This window comes from Xanthomonas axonopodis pv. maculifoliigardeniae (assembly GCF_041519315.1).
Lineage (GTDB): Bacteria > Pseudomonadota > Gammaproteobacteria > Xanthomonadales > Xanthomonadaceae > Xanthomonas > Xanthomonas euvesicatoria.
In genome coordinates, this window is the sequence record NZ_CP167998.1 from 2408427 (window position 1) to 2425822 (window position 17396).

The 17396-nt window shown below is 63.1% G+C and carries 14 protein-coding genes and 3 pseudogenes; 7 read left to right on the forward strand and 10 right to left on the reverse strand.

Going from position 1 to position 17396, the window contains the following annotated elements; all coding sequences use genetic code 11:
• Positions 1–2 precede the first annotated feature (2 nt).
• The 5 genes and pseudogenes from ACDH77_RS10460 to ACDH77_RS10480 all read left to right on the forward strand — a co-directional run.
• Positions 3–1307, forward strand: coding sequence for an arsenic transporter (locus ACDH77_RS10460; RefSeq protein WP_017907773.1), 1305 nt, complete (start codon positions 3–5; stop codon positions 1305–1307).
• Positions 1308–1570: 263 nt separating this feature from the next.
• Positions 1571–1927, forward strand: a complete 357-nt coding sequence (locus ACDH77_RS10465) for a rhodanese-like domain-containing protein (protein WP_031422787.1) — start codon at positions 1571–1573, stop codon at positions 1925–1927.
• Between the two features lie 17 nt (positions 1928–1944).
• Positions 1945–2901, forward strand: a pseudogene (locus ACDH77_RS10470) (tyrosine-type recombinase/integrase); the annotation flags it as partial.
• 21 nt (positions 2902–2922) lie between these two features.
• A pseudogene (locus tag ACDH77_RS10475) lies at positions 2923–5966 on the forward strand (Tn3 family transposase).
• Between the two features lie 92 nt (positions 5967–6058).
• Positions 6059–6370 (forward strand): annotated as a pseudogene (locus ACDH77_RS10480) (TSUP family transporter); the annotation flags it as partial.
• Positions 6371–6538: 168 nt separating this feature from the next.
• On the opposite strand, the gene ACDH77_RS10485 reads toward ACDH77_RS10480, so the two are convergent.
• From ACDH77_RS10485 to ACDH77_RS10525, 9 genes are all read right to left on the reverse strand, one after another.
• A complete protein-coding gene (locus ACDH77_RS10485; protein ID WP_057681763.1) occupies positions 6539–7342 on the reverse strand; it encodes an SDR family NAD(P)-dependent oxidoreductase in 804 nt (267 codons plus the stop codon).
• A 53-nt stretch (positions 7343–7395) separates the two neighbouring features.
• The gene (locus tag ACDH77_RS10490; RefSeq protein WP_372353872.1) at positions 7396–8922 is read right to left on the reverse strand and encodes a GMC family oxidoreductase; all 1527 of its coding nucleotides are present in this window, start codon (positions 8920–8922) and stop codon (positions 7396–7398) included.
• Positions 8919–10283, reverse strand: a complete 1365-nt coding sequence (locus ACDH77_RS10495; protein WP_372353873.1) for an alpha/beta fold hydrolase — start codon at positions 10281–10283, stop codon at positions 8919–8921. Before ACDH77_RS10495 ends, ACDH77_RS10490 begins: the two co-directional genes overlap by 4 nt.
• 289 nt (positions 10284–10572) lie before the next feature.
• Positions 10573–11241, reverse strand: a complete 669-nt coding sequence (locus ACDH77_RS10500) for a glycosyltransferase (RefSeq protein ID WP_031422796.1) — start codon at positions 11239–11241, stop codon at positions 10573–10575.
• A complete protein-coding gene (locus ACDH77_RS10505; protein ID WP_031422798.1) occupies positions 11238–11840 on the reverse strand; it encodes a class I SAM-dependent DNA methyltransferase in 603 nt (200 codons plus the stop codon). Before ACDH77_RS10505 ends, ACDH77_RS10500 begins: the two co-directional genes overlap by 4 nt.
• Positions 11837–12595 carry a PIG-L deacetylase family protein gene (locus ACDH77_RS10510; RefSeq protein ID WP_029819476.1) on the reverse strand — a complete coding sequence of 253 codons (759 nt, stop codon included), beginning with the start codon at positions 12593–12595 and terminating at the stop codon, positions 11837–11839. The genes ACDH77_RS10505 and ACDH77_RS10510 overlap by 4 nt, the downstream gene beginning before the upstream one ends.
• Positions 12583–13101 carry an acyl-CoA dehydrogenase family protein gene (locus tag ACDH77_RS10515; protein WP_218488472.1) on the reverse strand — a complete coding sequence of 173 codons (519 nt, stop codon included), beginning with the start codon at positions 13099–13101 and terminating at the stop codon, positions 12583–12585. Before ACDH77_RS10515 ends, ACDH77_RS10510 begins: the two co-directional genes overlap by 13 nt.
• Before the next feature lie 866 nt (positions 13102–13967).
• On the reverse strand, positions 13968–14558 hold the full coding sequence (locus tag ACDH77_RS10520) for an O-methyltransferase (protein WP_008575693.1): 591 nt from the start codon (positions 14556–14558) through the stop codon (positions 13968–13970).
• A gap of 298 nt (positions 14559–14856) precedes the next feature.
• Positions 14857–15333 (reverse strand): BLUF domain-containing protein, encoded by a 477-nt coding sequence (locus ACDH77_RS10525; protein WP_031422802.1) that lies wholly within the window; start codon positions 15331–15333, stop codon positions 14857–14859.
• Positions 15334–15402: 69 nt separating this feature from the next.
• Here ACDH77_RS10525 and ACDH77_RS10530 point away from each other — a divergent pair, with 69 nt between their 5' ends.
• Both ACDH77_RS10530 and ACDH77_RS10535 read left to right on the forward strand, forming a co-directional pair.
• Positions 15403–15594, forward strand: coding sequence for a hypothetical protein (locus ACDH77_RS10530; RefSeq protein WP_046934669.1), 192 nt, complete (start codon positions 15403–15405; stop codon positions 15592–15594).
• Between the two features lie 13 nt (positions 15595–15607).
• The gene (locus ACDH77_RS10535; protein WP_031422804.1) at positions 15608–16072 is read left to right on the forward strand and encodes a hypothetical protein; all 465 of its coding nucleotides are present in this window, start codon (positions 15608–15610) and stop codon (positions 16070–16072) included.
• A gap of 168 nt (positions 16073–16240) precedes the next feature.
• On the opposite strand, the gene ACDH77_RS10540 is transcribed toward ACDH77_RS10535, so the two are convergent.
• Positions 16241–17395 carry an epoxide hydrolase family protein gene (locus tag ACDH77_RS10540; protein ID WP_031422806.1) on the reverse strand — a complete coding sequence of 385 codons (1155 nt, stop codon included), beginning with the start codon at positions 17393–17395 and terminating at the stop codon, positions 16241–16243.
• Position 17396: the final 1 nt, after the last annotated feature.

The following is a 17396-nucleotide window of genomic DNA, read 5'->3' on the forward strand; positions in this document are numbered from 1 at the left end:
GCATGCTTGCCCTCGCGATCTTCATCGTCACCCTTGTGTTCGTCAGCTGGCAGCCGCGCGGACTCGGCATAGGCTGGTCGGCAATGGCCGGCGCCGCGGTGGCTCTGGCCACCGGCGTTGTCGGGTGGAACGATGTTGGTACGGTCTGGGGGATCGTCTGGGATGCGACCTTCACCTTCGTCGCACTCATCATCATCTCGCTCATCCTGGACGCGGCCGGCTTCTTCGCATGGGCGGCCCTGCATGTGGCCCGCTGGGGCGGCGGCAATGGTCGAAAGCTCTTTCCGCTGATCGTCCTGCTGGGCGCATCGATCGCTGCAGTGTTCGCCAACGACGGCGCGGCCCTTCTGCTGACGCCGATCGTCCTGGCCATCCTGCTGCGCTTGAATTTCCCGCCCGCTGGAGCGCTGGCGTTTACTGTGGCCTGCGGCTTCATCGCTGACACGGCAAGCCTGCCGCTCGTGGTCTCCAATCTGGTCAACATCGTCACAGCGAACTTCTTTGACGTGTCGTTCGGGCGCTACGCAGCGGTCATGGTGCCGGTGAACCTGGTGTCGGTCGGAGCGACGCTGATTGTCCTGTGGCTTTGGTTTCGGCACGACATTCCCCGCGCCTATCCTGTCGAGGATCTCGAAGCGCCGCGCCAAGTGATCCGCGACACGGCGGTCTTCCGCGCCGCCTTGCCCCTTCTCGCATTGCTGCTCGTTGCGTACTTTGTGACCGGACCGCTAGGCGTGCCCATCGCCTTGGTGACGGGTGCGGCCGCGCTGGTGTTGATGGCGATTGCGGGCCGCTGGGCGACAGGCGGCCGTGGCGCTACCATGGCCTTGACCAAGATCTTGCGCGGCGCGCCCTGGCAGATCGTGCTGTTCTCGGTTGGCATGTATCTGGTGGTCTACGGCCTGGGCAATGCCTGGCTGACCGGCGCGGCGAGCGCTGTCCTGGAGTGGCTGGCGGCGCAGGGGACCTTCGTGGCCACGGTGGGCACTGGCTTCGCGGTGGCCGCGCTTGCCTCGGTCATGAACAACATGCCCGCAACGCTGGTCGGCGCGCTTGCCATCGACGGGGCGCACGTTCCTACCGCCACCCGTGAACTGATGATCTATGCCAACGTCGTGGGCAACGATCTTGGCCCCAAGCTAACCCCGATCGGCTCGCTCGCGACCCTTCTGTGGCTGCACGTTCTTGCCGGCAAGGGTCAGCGGATCACGTGGGGCCAGTACATGAAGGTGGGGCTCATCCTCACGCCCCCCGTCCTGTTGGCCACGCTCATCGCGCTCTGGATCTGGCTGCCGCTCGCGGGTTGACGACGCTGGCATATAGCGCGGCGATCATCTTTTCCCTCAAATGGTGCCCCATAGGCGGCGGTCCCGATGGTTGAATCAAAGCATGTCTGATGGATGTCGAACTGGTCCGCCAGCATTGGAACGATAGCAGCGTGCAACAGGTCCAGGTCGACCGAGGTATGGTGGCAGCAGGCGCACGGACATGCGCTTTGGAAAGGATCAGCAGATCGTCTACGCATGTAAAATTGGTGTGCAGTCGTAAAGCTCACCCCACGGAGACCGGCATGTCCCTGTCACACACCGATGAGTTCTTGCGTGCCGCAACAGATGCACGGATCCGCATTACCGCGGTATCACCCGGCAAAGCGAAGCAGCTAGTGGCTGACGGCGCCGTGCTGCTTGACGTGCGGGAATGGGATGAGTACGAGGCCGGGCACATCGAGGACGCCCAGATCTGCAGCCGTGACCACTTAAAAGATGCGGTTTCTCTCCTTTCACCGGACAAGCCCAGTCCGATCATCTGCTACTGCGGCGGCGGTAACCAAGGCGCACTGGCGGCCGACGCGCTCCAGCAACTGGGCTACGATCAGGTTCGCTCGATAGAGGGTGAACTGAGGCAGTACCGGAAAGCGAACCCGTAACTCATCTCCCAACGCCAATGGCCGATTTGGAGCACTACCTCGAAGCCGCCACCCGTGCGAACACGCACCGCAGTTACGCCTCTGCACTTCGGCATATCGAGGTTGAATGGGGCGGCCACCTACCGGCGACGCCGGACAGCGTCGCCCGCTACCTGGCCGACCACGCGGGCCAGTTGGCCACCAACACACTCCGACACCGGCTCGCAGCGCTGGCGGGTTGGCACCGCGAACACGGATTCGTGGATCCGACCCGGGCGCCGCTGGTACGCAAGGTGCTCAAGGGCATCCAGACCCTGCATCCGTCGGTGGAGAAGCAGGCAGAACCGCTGCAATTGACTCGATTGGCCCAGGTGGATGGTTGGCTCGCCGGTGCGATCACTGCGGCACAGGAGCGTGGCGATCACGCCGATGCATTACGCCGCCGGCGGGACCGCGCCTTGGTGCTTCTTGGATTCTGGCGCGGCTTCCGCGGGGACGAACTGATCCGCGTGCAGGTCGAGCACCTGCGCCTGGTTACGGGTGAAGGCATGACCTGTTTTCTCCCGCGCAGCAAGGGCGATAGGCGGGCGCAGGGCAATACGTATAAGGTGCCTGCGCTGTCGCGACTGTGCCCGGTGACCGCGACGTGGGAATGGATCGCCGCCGCCGGGCTGAGCGAGGGGCCGCTGTTCCGCGGCATCGACCGTTGGGGCCACATCGCGGACGAGGCGCTGCACCCCAACAGCCTGATCCCCCTGCTGCGTCGGTTGCTGACGTGCGCTGGCCTGCCGGATGCCCAAGAGTACAGCGGCCACTCGTTGCGCCGAGGTTTCGCCGGTTGGGCCAACGCCAATGGATGGGACGTGAAGGCATTGATGGAGTACGTCGGCTGGCGCGACGTGCATTCGGCGATGCGCTACATCGATGGAGGCGATCCATTCGCTCGCCAGCGCATCGAAGCCAGTCTGCCGGGAACGTCCGCGCTGCCAAGGCCTGCAACGACCTGAGGGTGCTGGATGGCATCGATCGAACGAACTGCATACCCGCAATTCAAACGAAATCCGGTCGTCCGCGAGCTGGTTGCGGCCTACACCCCAACCGACGCTGAGGTGGCCTTCGTTGCCGAGCACACCCGGCAGCCTGCGCACCGCCTGACGCTGACGATCCTGCTCAAGACTTTCCAACGGCTGGGGTACTTCCCTTTGCTGGACGAAGTGCCGCCGGCGGTGGTGCGTCACATCCGTGGCGCGTTGAAACTACGCGTGCAGGTCAAGCCAGTGAGTCTTGGCAACGCCTCGCGCTATCGCTACTACCGCCGCATCCGGCAATTCCTGCAGGTCCGGGCATACAGCGACGGCGGGTTGAAGATTACGGCACGCGCGGTATACGAGGCCGCCGCGGTGATGGATAACCCGGCGGATCTGATCAACGTGGCCATCGAACATCTCGTACGCGATCGCGTTGAGCTGCCGGCGTTCTCCACGCTGGATCGCCTGACTCGGCGCATTCGTACGCTGGTTAACGGGCGCTATTTCGCACAGATCGAGGCTCAATTAACCGTCGACGAAAAACAGCGCCTTGAAGCCCTCCTGCAGGTCGAAGAGGGACGCCAGAAGAGCCCACTACATGCGATCAAGCGCCTGCCCAAGCGCTCTTCGTTGCAGCATTTCCAGGAGTTGATCGACCATATCGGCGAACTGGGCGAGTTGGTCGGCAGCGAGTTGCATCTCGCGGGCATCCCTGAGATCAAGCGCAAGCACTTCGCCGCAGAGGCGCGAGCATTGGATGCTTCCGAGCTGCGTAAGTTTCGGCCTGCCAAGCGCTACGCCGTACAAGCGCTACGCCGTACTGGTGTGTTTGATCCATCGGGCCCGGGTCCAAACGCGCGACGACCTCGCGGAGATGTTCATCAAGCGCATGGGGAACATCCACAACCGGGGGCGTGAGGAACTGGAGCGGCTGAGGGCGCGCTATCGCGAGAAGACCGAAGCGATCGTGGCGACTATGTCGGATGTAGTCCGCGTCCTCGAGCATCATCCAGGCGACACGGAGGCAGGCCGCGAAATCCGCCGCCTGGTCAACGCCCACGGCGGCGTGCAGCCTTTGCAGGCTGACTGCAACGCCATTGCGGCGCATAGTGGCGACAACTACTTGCCGTTGCTTTGGCCATTCTACAAAAGTCATCGCGCTACCATCCTACGGATGGTGCGTATGCTGGACTTGGCCTCGACCACAGAGGACCGCTCGCTGATCGACGCGATCGAGCTGATCCTGACCCATGCTGGACTTGGCCTCGACCACAGAGGACCGCTCGCTGATCGACGCGATCGAGCTGATCCTGACCCAGGAACGGACCCGCGGCGATTGGTTGGACGAACCGGTCGACCTGGCGTTCACCACCCAACTCTGGCGCAAGACCATCGTCCATCGCACCGAACAGGGTGAAGAGCGCATCCACCGGCGCCTGTTCGAGGTCTGTGTGTTCTCGTCGCTGGCCAACGAACTGAAATCGGGCGACGTGGCTGTGCGCGGTTCGGAAACCTACGCCGACTACCGCGAACAGTTGCTGCCGTGGGAGCAGTGCGAGCCTATGTTGGAGGATTACTGCAAGCAGGTGGGGCTGCCGGCCACGGCCGTGGGCTTCGTCAACGCGTTGCAATCGCGCCTGATGCAGGTCGCCGAGCTGACCGATCAAGGCTATTTGGAGAATGGCCAAGTCGTCATCGGCGAGGATGGCATCCCGGTGCTCAAGCGCAGCAAGGCCAAGGAGATGAGCAGCGGGGCCCGCGCCCTGGAAACCGCCATCCTAGACCGCATGCCCGAACGCAGCGTCATCGAGATCCTGTGCGATGTGGCTCATTGGACGCGCTGGACCCGGCACTTCGGTCCTCTATCCGGTTCGGACACCAAAATCGAACAACCGACGGAGCGTTATGTCCTCACTGCCTTTACCTACGGATGCAACCTCGGACCGGCCCAGGCTGCCCGGCACCTGCGTGGTGCCGTCTCGGCGCACATGCTGTCGTTCGTCAACCGCCGGCACGTGGATGCCAACAAACTGGCGGCGGCCTGTCGGGACATCATCAACAGCTACGCCGGCCTGCAGCTCCCCAAATGCTGGGGCGATGGCAAGAGCGCGGCCGCCGACGGCACCAAGTACGACCTCTACGACCAGAATCTTCTCGCCTCGTACCACATCCGCTATGGTGGCTACGGCGGCATTGCCTATCATCACGTGTCCGATACGTACGTCGCGCTGTTTAGTCACTTCATTCCGTGCGGTGTCTGGGAAGCGGTCTACATCATTGATGGCCTGCTGAAGAACACCTCCGACATCCAGCCGGACACCGTCCACGCCGACACGCAGGGACAGTCGCTGCCGGTCTTCGGCCTTTCGCATCTTTTAGGCATCCAACTGATGCCGCGCATCCGCAACTGGCGCGAATACAAGTTCTTCCGCCCCGACGGGGACATTCGCTACGAACACATCGACGCGCTGTTCCGGGACACTGTCGACTGGGATCTGATCGAGACCCACTGGAAAGACCTGATGCAGGTCGTGCTCTCGATCAAGACCGGCAAGATCGCGGCCTCGACGCTGCTACGTAAGCTGGGCAACTACAGCCGCAAGAACCGGCTGTACCAGGCCTTCAAGGCGCTCGGCTCGGCCGTGCGCACGTTGTTCCTGCTGCAGTACATCTCCAACCGCGAGCTGCGCGAGCAGATCACCGCTTCGACCAACAAGGTGGAGGCCTACAACGGCTTCGCGAAGTACTTCTTCTTCGGCGGGGAAGGGGTGATTGCCGACAATGACCCCGTTGAGCAGGAGAAGGCCGTCAAATACAACGACCTGGTCTCGAATGCCGTCATCTTCTACAACGTGGTTGAACAGCCCCGGATCATGAAGGCCCTGATGCGGCAGGGGTGGAAGATCACCCGGGAGGACGTGGCTTTCCTCAGCCCGTATGTGACCAGTCATGTGAAGCGGTTCGGGGACTACCTAATTGACGTGGAGGCAATCCCAGAACCGTACGAGATTGAACTGGCGTTGGTAGCGTAGCTTTGTTGCGCAAAAAAATCAGCTAACTCACTGATGCAACGAACTAAATCTAATCTTGTGAGCCATTTTTACACGTATGTCGGCTGAACCCCTTCTTCGGCATCGGCGGCGGTTTCCTGATCGTGCCGGGCTTGATGACCGCCACCGGGATGCCAATGTTGGCCGCGGTAGGCGGCTCGCTGGTGGCGGTGTCTGCCTTCGGTCTGACCACCGCGGTGAACTACGCGTACTCCGGGTTGGTGAACTGGCCACTGGCTGCCGCGTTCATCGTTGCCGGCAGCGTAGGTGGCATGGCGGGAGCACATGCTGCAGCGGCGCTAGCCGGGCATCGGGGATTGCTCAATAGCGCATTTGCATGCCTGATCTTCCTCACTGCGGGCTACATGTTGTGGCGGGTGATCTGACCGGTTGTCGTCTCATCTGACAGCCCCACGCAGCTCCACCATCGGTTCGAGAGCGGCCACCGACGATCTGCCCCGCCCTCGCCAATTGCACGGGGATTTGCTTGGATAAGACATGCAGCAGGACGGTTGGGCAATGCACGTGCTTGCCGCTGCACAGCGCCGCCCGCCTCAGCCGGCGATGGTGAATACCGAGCCCGAGTCCACGCGCACGCCGGCGCCGTTGATGAAACTGGCGCGCTCCGAGCACAGGAATGCGACGACGGACGCCACTTCCTCTGGCCGGCCGCGCCGCTTCAGCACCATGCCCGGGCGTTCTTCATCCAGGAACGAGGCGATGGCTTCTTCGACACTGGTTCCGTTTTCTTGCGCGCGCTTTTGCATCATCTTGTCGGTCATCGGTGTTGCGATGAAGGCAGGCGACACCGTGTTGACCAGCACATTGTCGGCGCCATAGGCCTTTGACAGCCCCTTGGCCAGGCTCAGGATGCCGGCCTTGGACGCGCAGTAGGCCAACTCATCCACGTACGGCTGCACTGCATCTTCGGACGCGAACAACACAATTCGCCCCCACTGCTTGCGACGCATGGCAGGAATGGCCTGGCGGCACATGCGCACCGCGCCCATCAGGTTGATGTCCAGCGTTTCGAGCCAGCCGGCATCGCTGACCTCCAGGAAATCGCCGGTGGCGCCGGTCACGCCGGCGGCGTTGACGTAGATATCCGGTTCCCCCAGTTGCGCGCGCACCTGGGTCCAGATGTGGGCGACATCCTGTTCCTGCGTCACATCGCCTTCGACGGCGATGATCTCGCCCAGGCCGGACAGCTCGGCCACTGCCTGGTCGAGCGTGCCATTGGGAAGATCGGTGATCGCCACGCGCACGCCGGCTTCGAGCAGCTGGCGCGCAGTCTCCTTGCCCATGCCGGAGTCGCCGCCGCTGATGAGGGCGATCCGCTGTTTGATTCCGAGATCCATGTTGAGCTCCTGGTCGTTGAATACGTGATGGCGCAGTGCTGGCGCAGCTACCGCTAGCGCGCAAGGAAACGTTCTGCGGTGCGCAGCGCGAGTGCCATCTGGGTCAGTGCCGGATTGGCTGCCAGTGCGCTGGGAAACACCGAGTTGTCGCAGATGTAGAGGTTCGGCACGTCGAAGGTGCGGCCATCGGGATCGACCACGGCCTGTGCAGGATCAGTCCCCATGCGGCAGGTCCCGAGCGTGTGGGCCGAGCGCGCAGCCGCAAAGATGTTGCGGGCGCCAGCGGCTTGCCAGATCGATCCAAGCACTGCGCGCGCATGGGCGTCGATGGCCTGCTCATTGGGGCCGTAACTGAAATCGATGCGCGCCTTGCGCTGCCCGAAGGCGTCCCGTTCGTCGGACAAGGTCAGGCGATTGGCGTCCTGCGGCAGGCATTCGCCATTGATGCCGATACCGGCCAGGCGGTTGTAGCGCCGCAGCGTGGCGACCAGGTCCCTGCCCCACAGGCCGGCACCACGCGCCAGCGTGTTCGCCAGCGTGATCGGCTGCACGCCCAGGCTCTGCACCAGATAGCCGCCAATGAAGTTGGCGTCGGCCGGGCGCAGCATGTCTTCGCTAATGAGCGAAGACGGGTAGCCGCGATTCATGCGCATGTCTGTGTCGAACTCGCCCCACACCTGGGTTGCCACATGCGCCATGAAATTGCGGCCCACCTGCCCGCTGGAGTTGGCCAGCGCCAGGTTGAGCAACAAGCGCGGTGTCTCCACACCCCCTGCGCACAGGAAGACGGTGCTGCAGCGCTGGCGATACTCCTGCCCATGCTGGCGGTAGATCACCGCGGTCACCGCGCCGCGGCCGTCGCGTTCAAGATCGACCACCCGGCTGTCAGTGCGCAATTGCGCACCATGCGCCCTGGCCAGCGGGAGCCATGTGGTGTCCACGCTCACCTTGGCGGCGTTGCTGCAGCCCTGGTGACAGGCACCACAGTTGTTGCACGCCGCACGTTGGCCCCAATGCGCCTGCTGATGCGGCCTGGTGACCAACGCGGCGGGTGCATCGGTGGTCCGGATGCCAAGCGCGCCGCAACCGTGCGCCATGGCCGTGGCCGACGCATTGCGTTGTGGTGGCCGATACACATAGCTGCGCTCGGGGTCCCACGGGTAGTGCACGGGACCGGAGACCCCGATGAAGGTTTCCACGCGACGAACGTAAGCGACCAACTCATGGTGCGGGATCGGCCAATCGGCGCCCTGCCCGGTCTGGGTCAGAAGGCTGAAATCGCGCTTGTCCGGCCGCGGGCAGAACGCGCCCCAATGCAACGTCGAACCGCCCAGTCCGCAGCCCGAATTGTTCGGCCCGAACGCAGTGGGCGTTTGCCCACCGCTCAGACGCTCCTCCATCCAATAGATGCCGGTGGTCAACTCATCGGGAATATGCGAATCCGGCGTAAATGCCGCGCCGGCTTCCAGCACGACAACCGAGACGCCGGCTTGCGCAAGCCGCGCCGCAAGCGGGCCGCCCCCCGCTCCGCTGCCGACCACCACCACATCGACGCTGTCCTGGCCACCCGCGTTGCTCATTGGGCAGTCTCGGGCGCACGCAATTGCCAGTGCTCATCCCGGCCCGCTGCCGTCTCTACATAGCCGACGGGGCCACTGCCCGTGTCGTTGCCGACCGCAAAACCGTCGTAGCCCAGCGCAGCCATGGTGGCGGGAAGGCTGGTCCAGGTGCGCACCACATCCGCACGTACATCCTCGAACCAATGCGCGAATTGCCCCGCATCCAGGCCGTGCGCAGAGGTATTGCCCACCACCGAGTGCGCGATCTCCTGCAGCCAGCGGTCCTGGTCCTTGGCCGACTGTTCGGCAAAGCCGCCGGCCAATGCATCGAGTGCATCCAGGCCAAGCGCGATCGCCAGGCGATCGTCTGGCAAGTCTGCGTACCGCCAGCCATCTCCCGTGCCTTCTGCAAGCTGCAGGTCGATGCGCCGCGCAATCTGCGCCGCATCGCCCGCGCCATCCAGCACGCGTGCAGCCACGGCGGCGAGCACGTTCAACTGCCGCGGGTTCAACACGCCCTCGCCCGAGGCCGGCGGCCCCGCGTGCCGCGCGAGCAAGGTCTTGCGCATGCGCGGCGCAACGCGCTCGGAGTTCAGCAAGGCAATGAAGTCCTCAGGCAGGCAGTTCTCAATGCAGCGGTCTACATGCGCTGCGATCAACCGCGCCAGTTCCTGCGGCTGTTCATAGGGAATCAGATGCGCGGCGTCGGCCACGATGGCGAACTGCGCATGCGCATAGTGCGGCGCATTCAGGCGCCGCTGCGCAGCCTCACCTAGATCACCATCCTGGCTGCCCGCGACAATCAGTGCCGGCACGCCGATGCATCCGGTCTGCGCCGTGCAGTCTTCGCGACTGCCGTGTGTGAGCCATGCCATCCATGCACTGGGTGCGGTGCGCAGAACGTCGTTGATCGCAGCGTCCCTGATTTCATCAGGCAGCGGGCAGGCGCAGTTGGCATCCACGAACTGCGCTGCCTCCACGCGCGCAGGCTGCCCTGTTTCGAACCAGGCAAGCATGGTGCGCCGTCGCGGTTCCTGCATCGGTTCGGGGGCTGGCGGTGACGCGGCAACCAGCACCACGCCAGCCAGCCCGGCAAGGCCCGCCACACCGTCGCGTGCCCGGGCCGCCGTCAAGGTAGCGATCTTTCCGCCCATGCTATGCCCCACTGCAAACCAGCATGCTGGTTGCCGCCTGATGACTTCAGCGCTAAACCAGTCAACAAGCGCGTTCGTGTCGAAGTGGTCCAGCGCAGGTGCATCGCCGAATCCTGGGATGTCCAGGGCAATACAGTCGAAGCGGCTACCCAACTGCGCGATGACATGGCTCCACTCCTGTCGGCTGGCGCCGAGCGCATGCAGGAAGAACAGCGTTGGCTTGGCCATGTCGCACCTTGTGAGTCGGTTCGGCATGGTGGCGTACGCTTCGTCCACGCCCCGTGCAGATGAGGTCGACAGCCGGTCAGCAGGTGTCAGGCGCTGGGCCGCGACATGCCGTGGTTCGACTGCGGCGATGCCGCGGATGCTCTTCAAGTCGCTGGTCTTGCCAGGCCGTAGCCCTGCAGTCGTTGAAGCGAAGACACGTTTTAGCTAAAGCGCATCTGCTTGGCGAATCGAAGACATGCGGCATGGCCATGACATCTTGCAAAGACGGCCCAAAGCGTTGCGTTACCGACTACGCAGGCACGCAGGTCGAGGCTTCCAGCTGCTTCAAAAAATCCGAGAATCCGCCAATTGCCCGTGCCTGCCTGCGGGCACTGGTCCACACCACCGAGCGTGGCGACCAGGCGATTGACGCGTTGATCGCCTGCAGCGCGTGGACCAGCGCAACGTCTTCGCTGCAGGTCAACGCAGAGAACCCACCGCATTGTTGATAGAGGGCGGTGCTCACACCGAGGTTGGCGCCGTGAATGCGGCCATGACCTTGCCCAGTTGCCTGGGTCTGTTCGAACCTGCAACGCACTTCATCGGAATAGTCCAGCCAGTCCTCCACCTGCACGACACCGCAGAACACGTCCGCGTCGGCCCTGCGCTGTTCCACCAGCCAATCGGCCGGGACGCGCGAATCAGCGTCGGTCACGGCCAGCCAATCGGCGCCCAGTGCAATGGCCTTTGAGGCCGCGGCGGCCCGTGCGATGCCGACGCCGCCGGGCACGGGTACGTCGATCACGTGCGCGCCCAACGCCAGTGCCAGCTCTGCTGTTGCATCCGTGCAACGGTCCACCGCGACGATCACCTCCACAGCCTCGTGCAGTTCGGGGTGCGATGCGGCGAGAAACACCGATGCAAGGCAGGCGGCCATGCACTCGGCCTCGTTATGTGCCGGAATGATGACGGCGATCATCGCAAGCCTTCGTGCTGTGCTACCGACAATGGCTGCGCGGTCCACGCTTCCAGCAGAAAATCGCTGTCTTCATAGCGATAACTCAGCGGCAAGGTGAGCCGTCGGGCAATACAGGCATGGACCGCGATGCCATCTTGCTGTGCCTGTTCGAAAGGATGCTTCCAGTGGCAGGCCACCAGCAGTCCCTCCGGCGTAAGCGCCTGCTGCAGACGCTCGATCAGCTCGTCGAGTTCGGAGGCGGCGAGGTAGTAGCCGATCTCGCTCAGCACGATCAGATCGAAACTTCCCACCGGCCAGTGCTGCGGATGGCAAGCCTGCACGATTTCGACATTGCTGCGCTCCCCCACGCGTTGCTTGGCGTGGTGTACCGCGGCGGCGGAGATATCGGTTGCCAGCAAGCGCTCGCAGCGGGCAGCGAGCCCACAGGTTGCTTCGCCGTTGGAACACCCCAGCTCCCATCCCCGTGCAAATCCCTGCCGAGGCAAGGTTGCCAGCAGGATGTCGCGTTTGCGTTTTTCGTACCAACGTGTCCCATAGCCGAAGGGATCTTGCTGCTGGTAGATGCTGTCGAAATAATCGGCGTTGGCCTGGGCGTTCATGGGAGATAGACCTCGAAGTCGCGCCGAAACCTCGCCAGCGCCCAGTCGGGAAGGATGGGGTTGCGCAGCGCAGGCGTGACGTGACCGGTCTGCGTCTTGAACGCGGACATCGCCTGCAGCTTTGCAACGTGAGCATCGGCAGAAAGCACCAGACGCGTGGCCGATGCCAGCATCTGACTGTGGTCGGGGTCGTCCCAATGCCATGCCCATATCGGAAACTGGATCAACCGCGCTCCGCATCGTGCAACTGCGGCACTCGCTGCATCTGCGCAGGCTTCGTGATCGGGGTGGCCATCGCGCGCATACGTCACCAGCACCACGTCGCGTGGTTGCAGCAGGTCGGCCAGCCGTGTACCAAGTGCGTCAATTCCGGCACGTACCTGGCCATCTCCCGCATCCAGCCTGACGATGCTGGAGGGATCGATACCCAGGCACGCCAGCGCGTCACGCAACTCCTCACGACGCGCAGCTGCCAGCCGCGCGGGCGGCCATGCGTCGTCCTGCGGATAGGCGGCTTCGCCATCGGTCACGGAGATGATCAGGACCTGCCTTCCCGATGCGATCGCCATCGCAAGCAGCCCGCCACACCCCAGCACCTCGTCATCCGGATGCGGGGAAACCACCACGACACGTGTGGCGGTGCCCAGTAGCTGGTCGAGGCTGCTGGTGAGCAGCGCATTCAACTGGCTCGATGCACGCCAGCGCTGTTCGCTGATGCCTTGCCCTGCGATCTGCTCGCCCCTCACAGCCGCCATGGGTTGACCTCGCGTGCATGCAGTTGTTCCCCCAGCCACTGCTCGTCTTTTTCCCCGTGGGATTGGCGGATGAAGGCAGCCAGGTCGGCGCACCGTTGCGCGTGCGCGGCATCGCAGCACAGCGAGGCAGGCCCCAGGGCCAAGGCGGCGCGTTCGATCACGTCCCGGCTGACGCGGTCCATCACGCTACGTAACCGAATGACAGGCAGTTGATGGCTTTGGGTTGGAGCGTCGTCGATCGTTTTGGCCAGGTCCTGCAGCATCAGCCGTGCACCCGTCAGCCGTTCGTCGATGGCGCCCAGGTGTGCTGCGGCAAAAGGATTGTTTGCCACTCGTGGCGAGCGGCGGACATGCTCGGCAATGGCTGCGGCGGCGCCATACCAGCAGGCCGCGATGCCCGCCCCGCCATGCCAAAAACCCGGCCGCTGCAAATAGAATTCCGGCGCACCCAGCAAACGTGCCGGCGCATTCGCGAAATGGACGTTGCCAGTTGGAATGCCGAGCATGCCTGGTCCGTGCCATTGACTTGCATCAAGCTCGAAGCATCCTTGCCTCAGCGTCACCGCGGCAAGCGGCTGCCGATCGCCGTTTCGGACGGTCACCAAGGCGTGCGTCACAACGTCCAGCTCCGCGCTGCACCACGGCTTGATACCGGACACCGTGCTTGAGCTCGCTTCGTACGCCACGGTGTCATGCGGCCCGCCCGCTGCCCACACAGCCCACACCGCTCCATTGGAAGCTAATGGCTGGCCGGCCTCGGAAAAAATCGACACCGCGTCGTAATGCGCTTCCAGCACCTTGGCAAGCGGCAAGCTCGCAGCCCCCAGCTTGCTCAGCGCCTGCCATCGCGCGTACGTGCGTCCTGCGCCAGGATTGGGAAGTTGCGGCGTCAGTCGCAGGTACTCACGCACGCGTTGCGCGAGCGCTGGATTTGGCGATAGCGAAGGTGTACCCGGCAGATCGTCGCGGGCGAGTGCTGATTGATACATACGCCAATCTAGGCGATGGCTCGTCAAACTCAAGTGAGCCAACGGCCAAGTGCCTCACCGCGACGGCAGCTGGATAAAGAGCAATGCTTTGCCGCTTGACGATGGGCGCAAGTCGTCGATGCAAGCCTGGCTTCGCCAATCAACACCGATCGCAATGCCACGCGTAAGAAACGTCACGCCGTGCGTGCGTTCGTGCAAGGGGAGCGAACAGAGTTTTGGTCAAGCGTTGTAACCGGACTCAGCCGATGCGAAGAATCAGTCGTGCTACCGAATGTCACTTCAAGCCGGAAAGAATCGACGGCTCGACCGCTCAGCAGAACAGGCGTGCATCAGCCTCAGTTGGAATCGTCGGGCGCTAGCCGCTGCGCAACGTCGCTCGCGATTCAGTCTGCAACGCGCACTGCCATGAACTGTCCGTTGCCAACCGGCACCTCGCTGCATCGGAAGGACATGTCGGCACGGACAGCCTGCATGAAATCTGCCATCTCCGTCGCGTGCGAGGTGGCGTTGTCCACCACCATCAGGCCGGTGCCGCGCTTGAGCACGCGGCGCAGCTGCGGCCACCACCGTGCATAGGCGCTGCGGTCCGAGTCCAAAAACAGCAGATCGACGCTGCCATCGTCGGCGGTCTCCAACCACGTGCCTGCATCGCCCAGCACCTGCGTGATGTGCGCCTGTAGTCCGGCACGCACGAAGTTCGCCGCCGCCAGGGCGGCCTTGTCTTCGGCATGTTCCAGCGTGATGACGTGTCCACCGACGGCGATGACAGCTTCGGCCAGCCACAGCGTGGAGTAGCCATTGGAAGTACCCACCTCTAGCACCTGCCGTGCCCGCGTCGCGTGTACCAGCAGGGCGAGCAGTTCGCCGGTTTCGGGGGTGATATTCAGCATGCGTTTGCCACGTGCGGTTTCTACCGCATCGTTGTTGGCCCCAAAGCGCGACAGCTCCTCTTTCAGATCCTGCAACGTGCTCATGCCTTGAGTGCCTGTTGATTGCTGCAATGTGGGCAATGACCCTGGCATCGCCCTTCAGTACCTGGTGTGCTGCGCCGTGATGCGAGCGAATCGGATGCTCGATGCGCCTGCCTGATACAGCGTGCTCGCTATTTGCCATTCGCCATTCGCCATTCGCTCTTCGCCGAAAAGAACGCTCTACGTCGCTTTCGATATCGCTTGCATCAAGATGACTGCAGCCATGGCGGACACAAATCGGTCGCAGGAACCTCCCTGATGGGCGCCCTAGCGATGGGGTAGACCGTTCACCCGCGCCTGGTCATACATCAGCTGTCGGCGGCATGGCCCCCTCCCAGAACTCCAGCAACCGGGACACAGGCTCCGGCTTATTTCCCGCAGACCACAGCGCAAGGCGTGTGCGCGACCAGCGTTGTGCGCTGAGCTCGACGATTGACCCGGGAAGCACCTTGCGGCACGCCATCTGCCAGTCGGGAAAGTAACGCTCGACGATGGAGCCGTTGTAGACCTCTGCGATCACGTGATGGCGCGCAGACTGCTTGATGCGATCGTAGGTATGCTGCACCCCGGCAGGTGGGCCCTCGAAATACTGAAAAAATCGAGCGCCGTCGTAGAGCAGGACGCCGGTGATGGCGGCCAGCGCGTTGTGTGCACTGGAAGAGACAAGCAGCCGGTCGACCTCCCCCATCGACATGGGACGACGCACCTCGCTCACGTAAGCGATGGCCTGCAACGGTGGATTTGCCAAGAACTCATCCCGATAGGTGATCTGCTCCAACGTCCATTTCTGCAGAGTCGTCAGCGCCGGCTCCTCCTGAGATCGCTGCGAGCGCAGTATCAGGGTGTGATGCACCAATTAGCAATGCAGGCATTACAATTTACTTATACAGAGCGGCAACGCGCGTTCATGGTCAGCACGCTCAAGCCGCCTCGGCGCGGCGGTGCCATGCTGGCAGGTCAGTCGATCCGCTGCCCGGTGAGCGAAGACGCTGACGCGTCGCAGTGGCTGGCCGAAGACGTGGTTCGGGATCTCATCTAAAGGACGTCGATCAATGCGCGCATCGCTCCAAAGCCACCCGCAACCTCAATCGTGCCAGGCGAGGACTGCCGGCAAGCATGACCTTCATCGCGCCCCTTTACTGTCTCTGGCAGTGCTCGCCGTCATGTCGCTTGGAGGATGCGCCACCACGCCCCCGGCGACGGGTCATCTCATTGAAGGCCCTGTGCGCCTAGGCGAGATGGCAGCGGTCGATGGTCCCAGGGTACGGCCCGACCGAGTCGTCGAAGACAGCCGTTGCCCTACTGATGTTCAATGCATCGTGGAAGGCCGACTGATCGTACGTGCGACGGTGCTGGGTGGTGGCTGGTCCAGACAGGTTGACCTTACGTTAGGCATTCCGGTGCCTATTGCCGATGGCATGTTGACGCTGGTGGAGGCCACGCCCGTGCCCATCGCCCCGCAAACCGCCGACCGCTCTGCGGCGCGCTTCACCTTTACATTTCAAGGCGGTCGCTAGCCAAGCATGTCCTCAGGCTAACGATCCGCCTCTTGCATCAGCCGCCACGTCCCGCTGGCTCGAAGTTGTCCGCCCTCCCTTCGCTAAATAGCTCATCGCAGCCGAATGCACTGGATTGCCGCTGCAAAGCCCAATCAGCTAGTCGGACTCGATAAGATCCCGCAACCATTACCGCAGCGATTGAAAGGTGTCTCGGAGGTGGTCGACAAATGCCGGCGGATTTTCCATCGCAGCAAAATGCCCGCCCCGCTCTGCCTCTGCAAAAAAGCGCAGATCTGCGAAGCGTCGTTCTGCCCAGCGCCGCGAAATGCGTACTTGTTCTCCGGGAAACATGCTGATCCCGGTTGGCGTGGGCATCGGGTGCATGGGCATCGCAGTCCCAGCTTCCTGCGCAGCTTCCCAGTAAAAACGCAACGAGCTGGGCCCGGCATTGGGGAGCCAGTACAGCATGATGTCGTCGATGAGATGGTCCAGCGCGATCACGTTTTCCGGTTCGCCGCCGCTTTGGGAAACATCCTGGAAGAGCGCATAGATCCATGCGGCAATGCCGGCTGGAGAATCAGCCAGGCTAAACCCCACCGACTGCGGTCGTGTGCTTTGCAGGTGCATGTAGCCTGAAAATTCTCTCTGATAGCGCTTGGCATCGTCGAGCATCCGCTGCTCTGCTGGCGTGGCGTTGGCAATTTCTTCGGCGCTCGGGTCGAACATCACCATGTTCAGATGGATGCCCACCAAGCCGGGCGGCTGCATGAACCCAAGCGCGGTCGTGATCGCGCTGCCCCAATCGCCGCCCTGGGCGGTCCAGCGTTCGCCATAACCCAGCCGGCGCATCAGTTCGACCCATGCCGCAGCCGTTCGCCCCACTCCCCAGCCGCGGAAGGTGGGTTTCCCAGAGAAACCAAAGCCGGGCAACGATGGGATCACCAGATGAAACGCATCCGACGCCTTCCCGCCGTAGGCCACCGGGTCAGTCAGTGGGCCGATCACGTCGCGAAATTCCAGAATCGATCCCGGCCATCCATGCGTCAACAGCAATGGAAGCGCGCCCGGCTCCGGTGAACGCACATGCAGGAAATGGATATCCAGTCCGTCAATGGCCGTGCGACTGCTATTCCAGCCATTGAGCAACCGCTCGGTGGCGCGCCAGTCGTAGCCCGTCCGCCAGCGCTCGACCAGGCGTCGAATGCGCGCCGATTGTGGGCCCTGGCTGTGATCACGCACGGTTTCCGGACTGGGCCAACGCGTGTGCCCAAGACGTTGGTTGAGATCATCCAGCTCAGCCTGCGCGATGTTGATCCGAAACGGTGTCATGCCGTCAGTCATC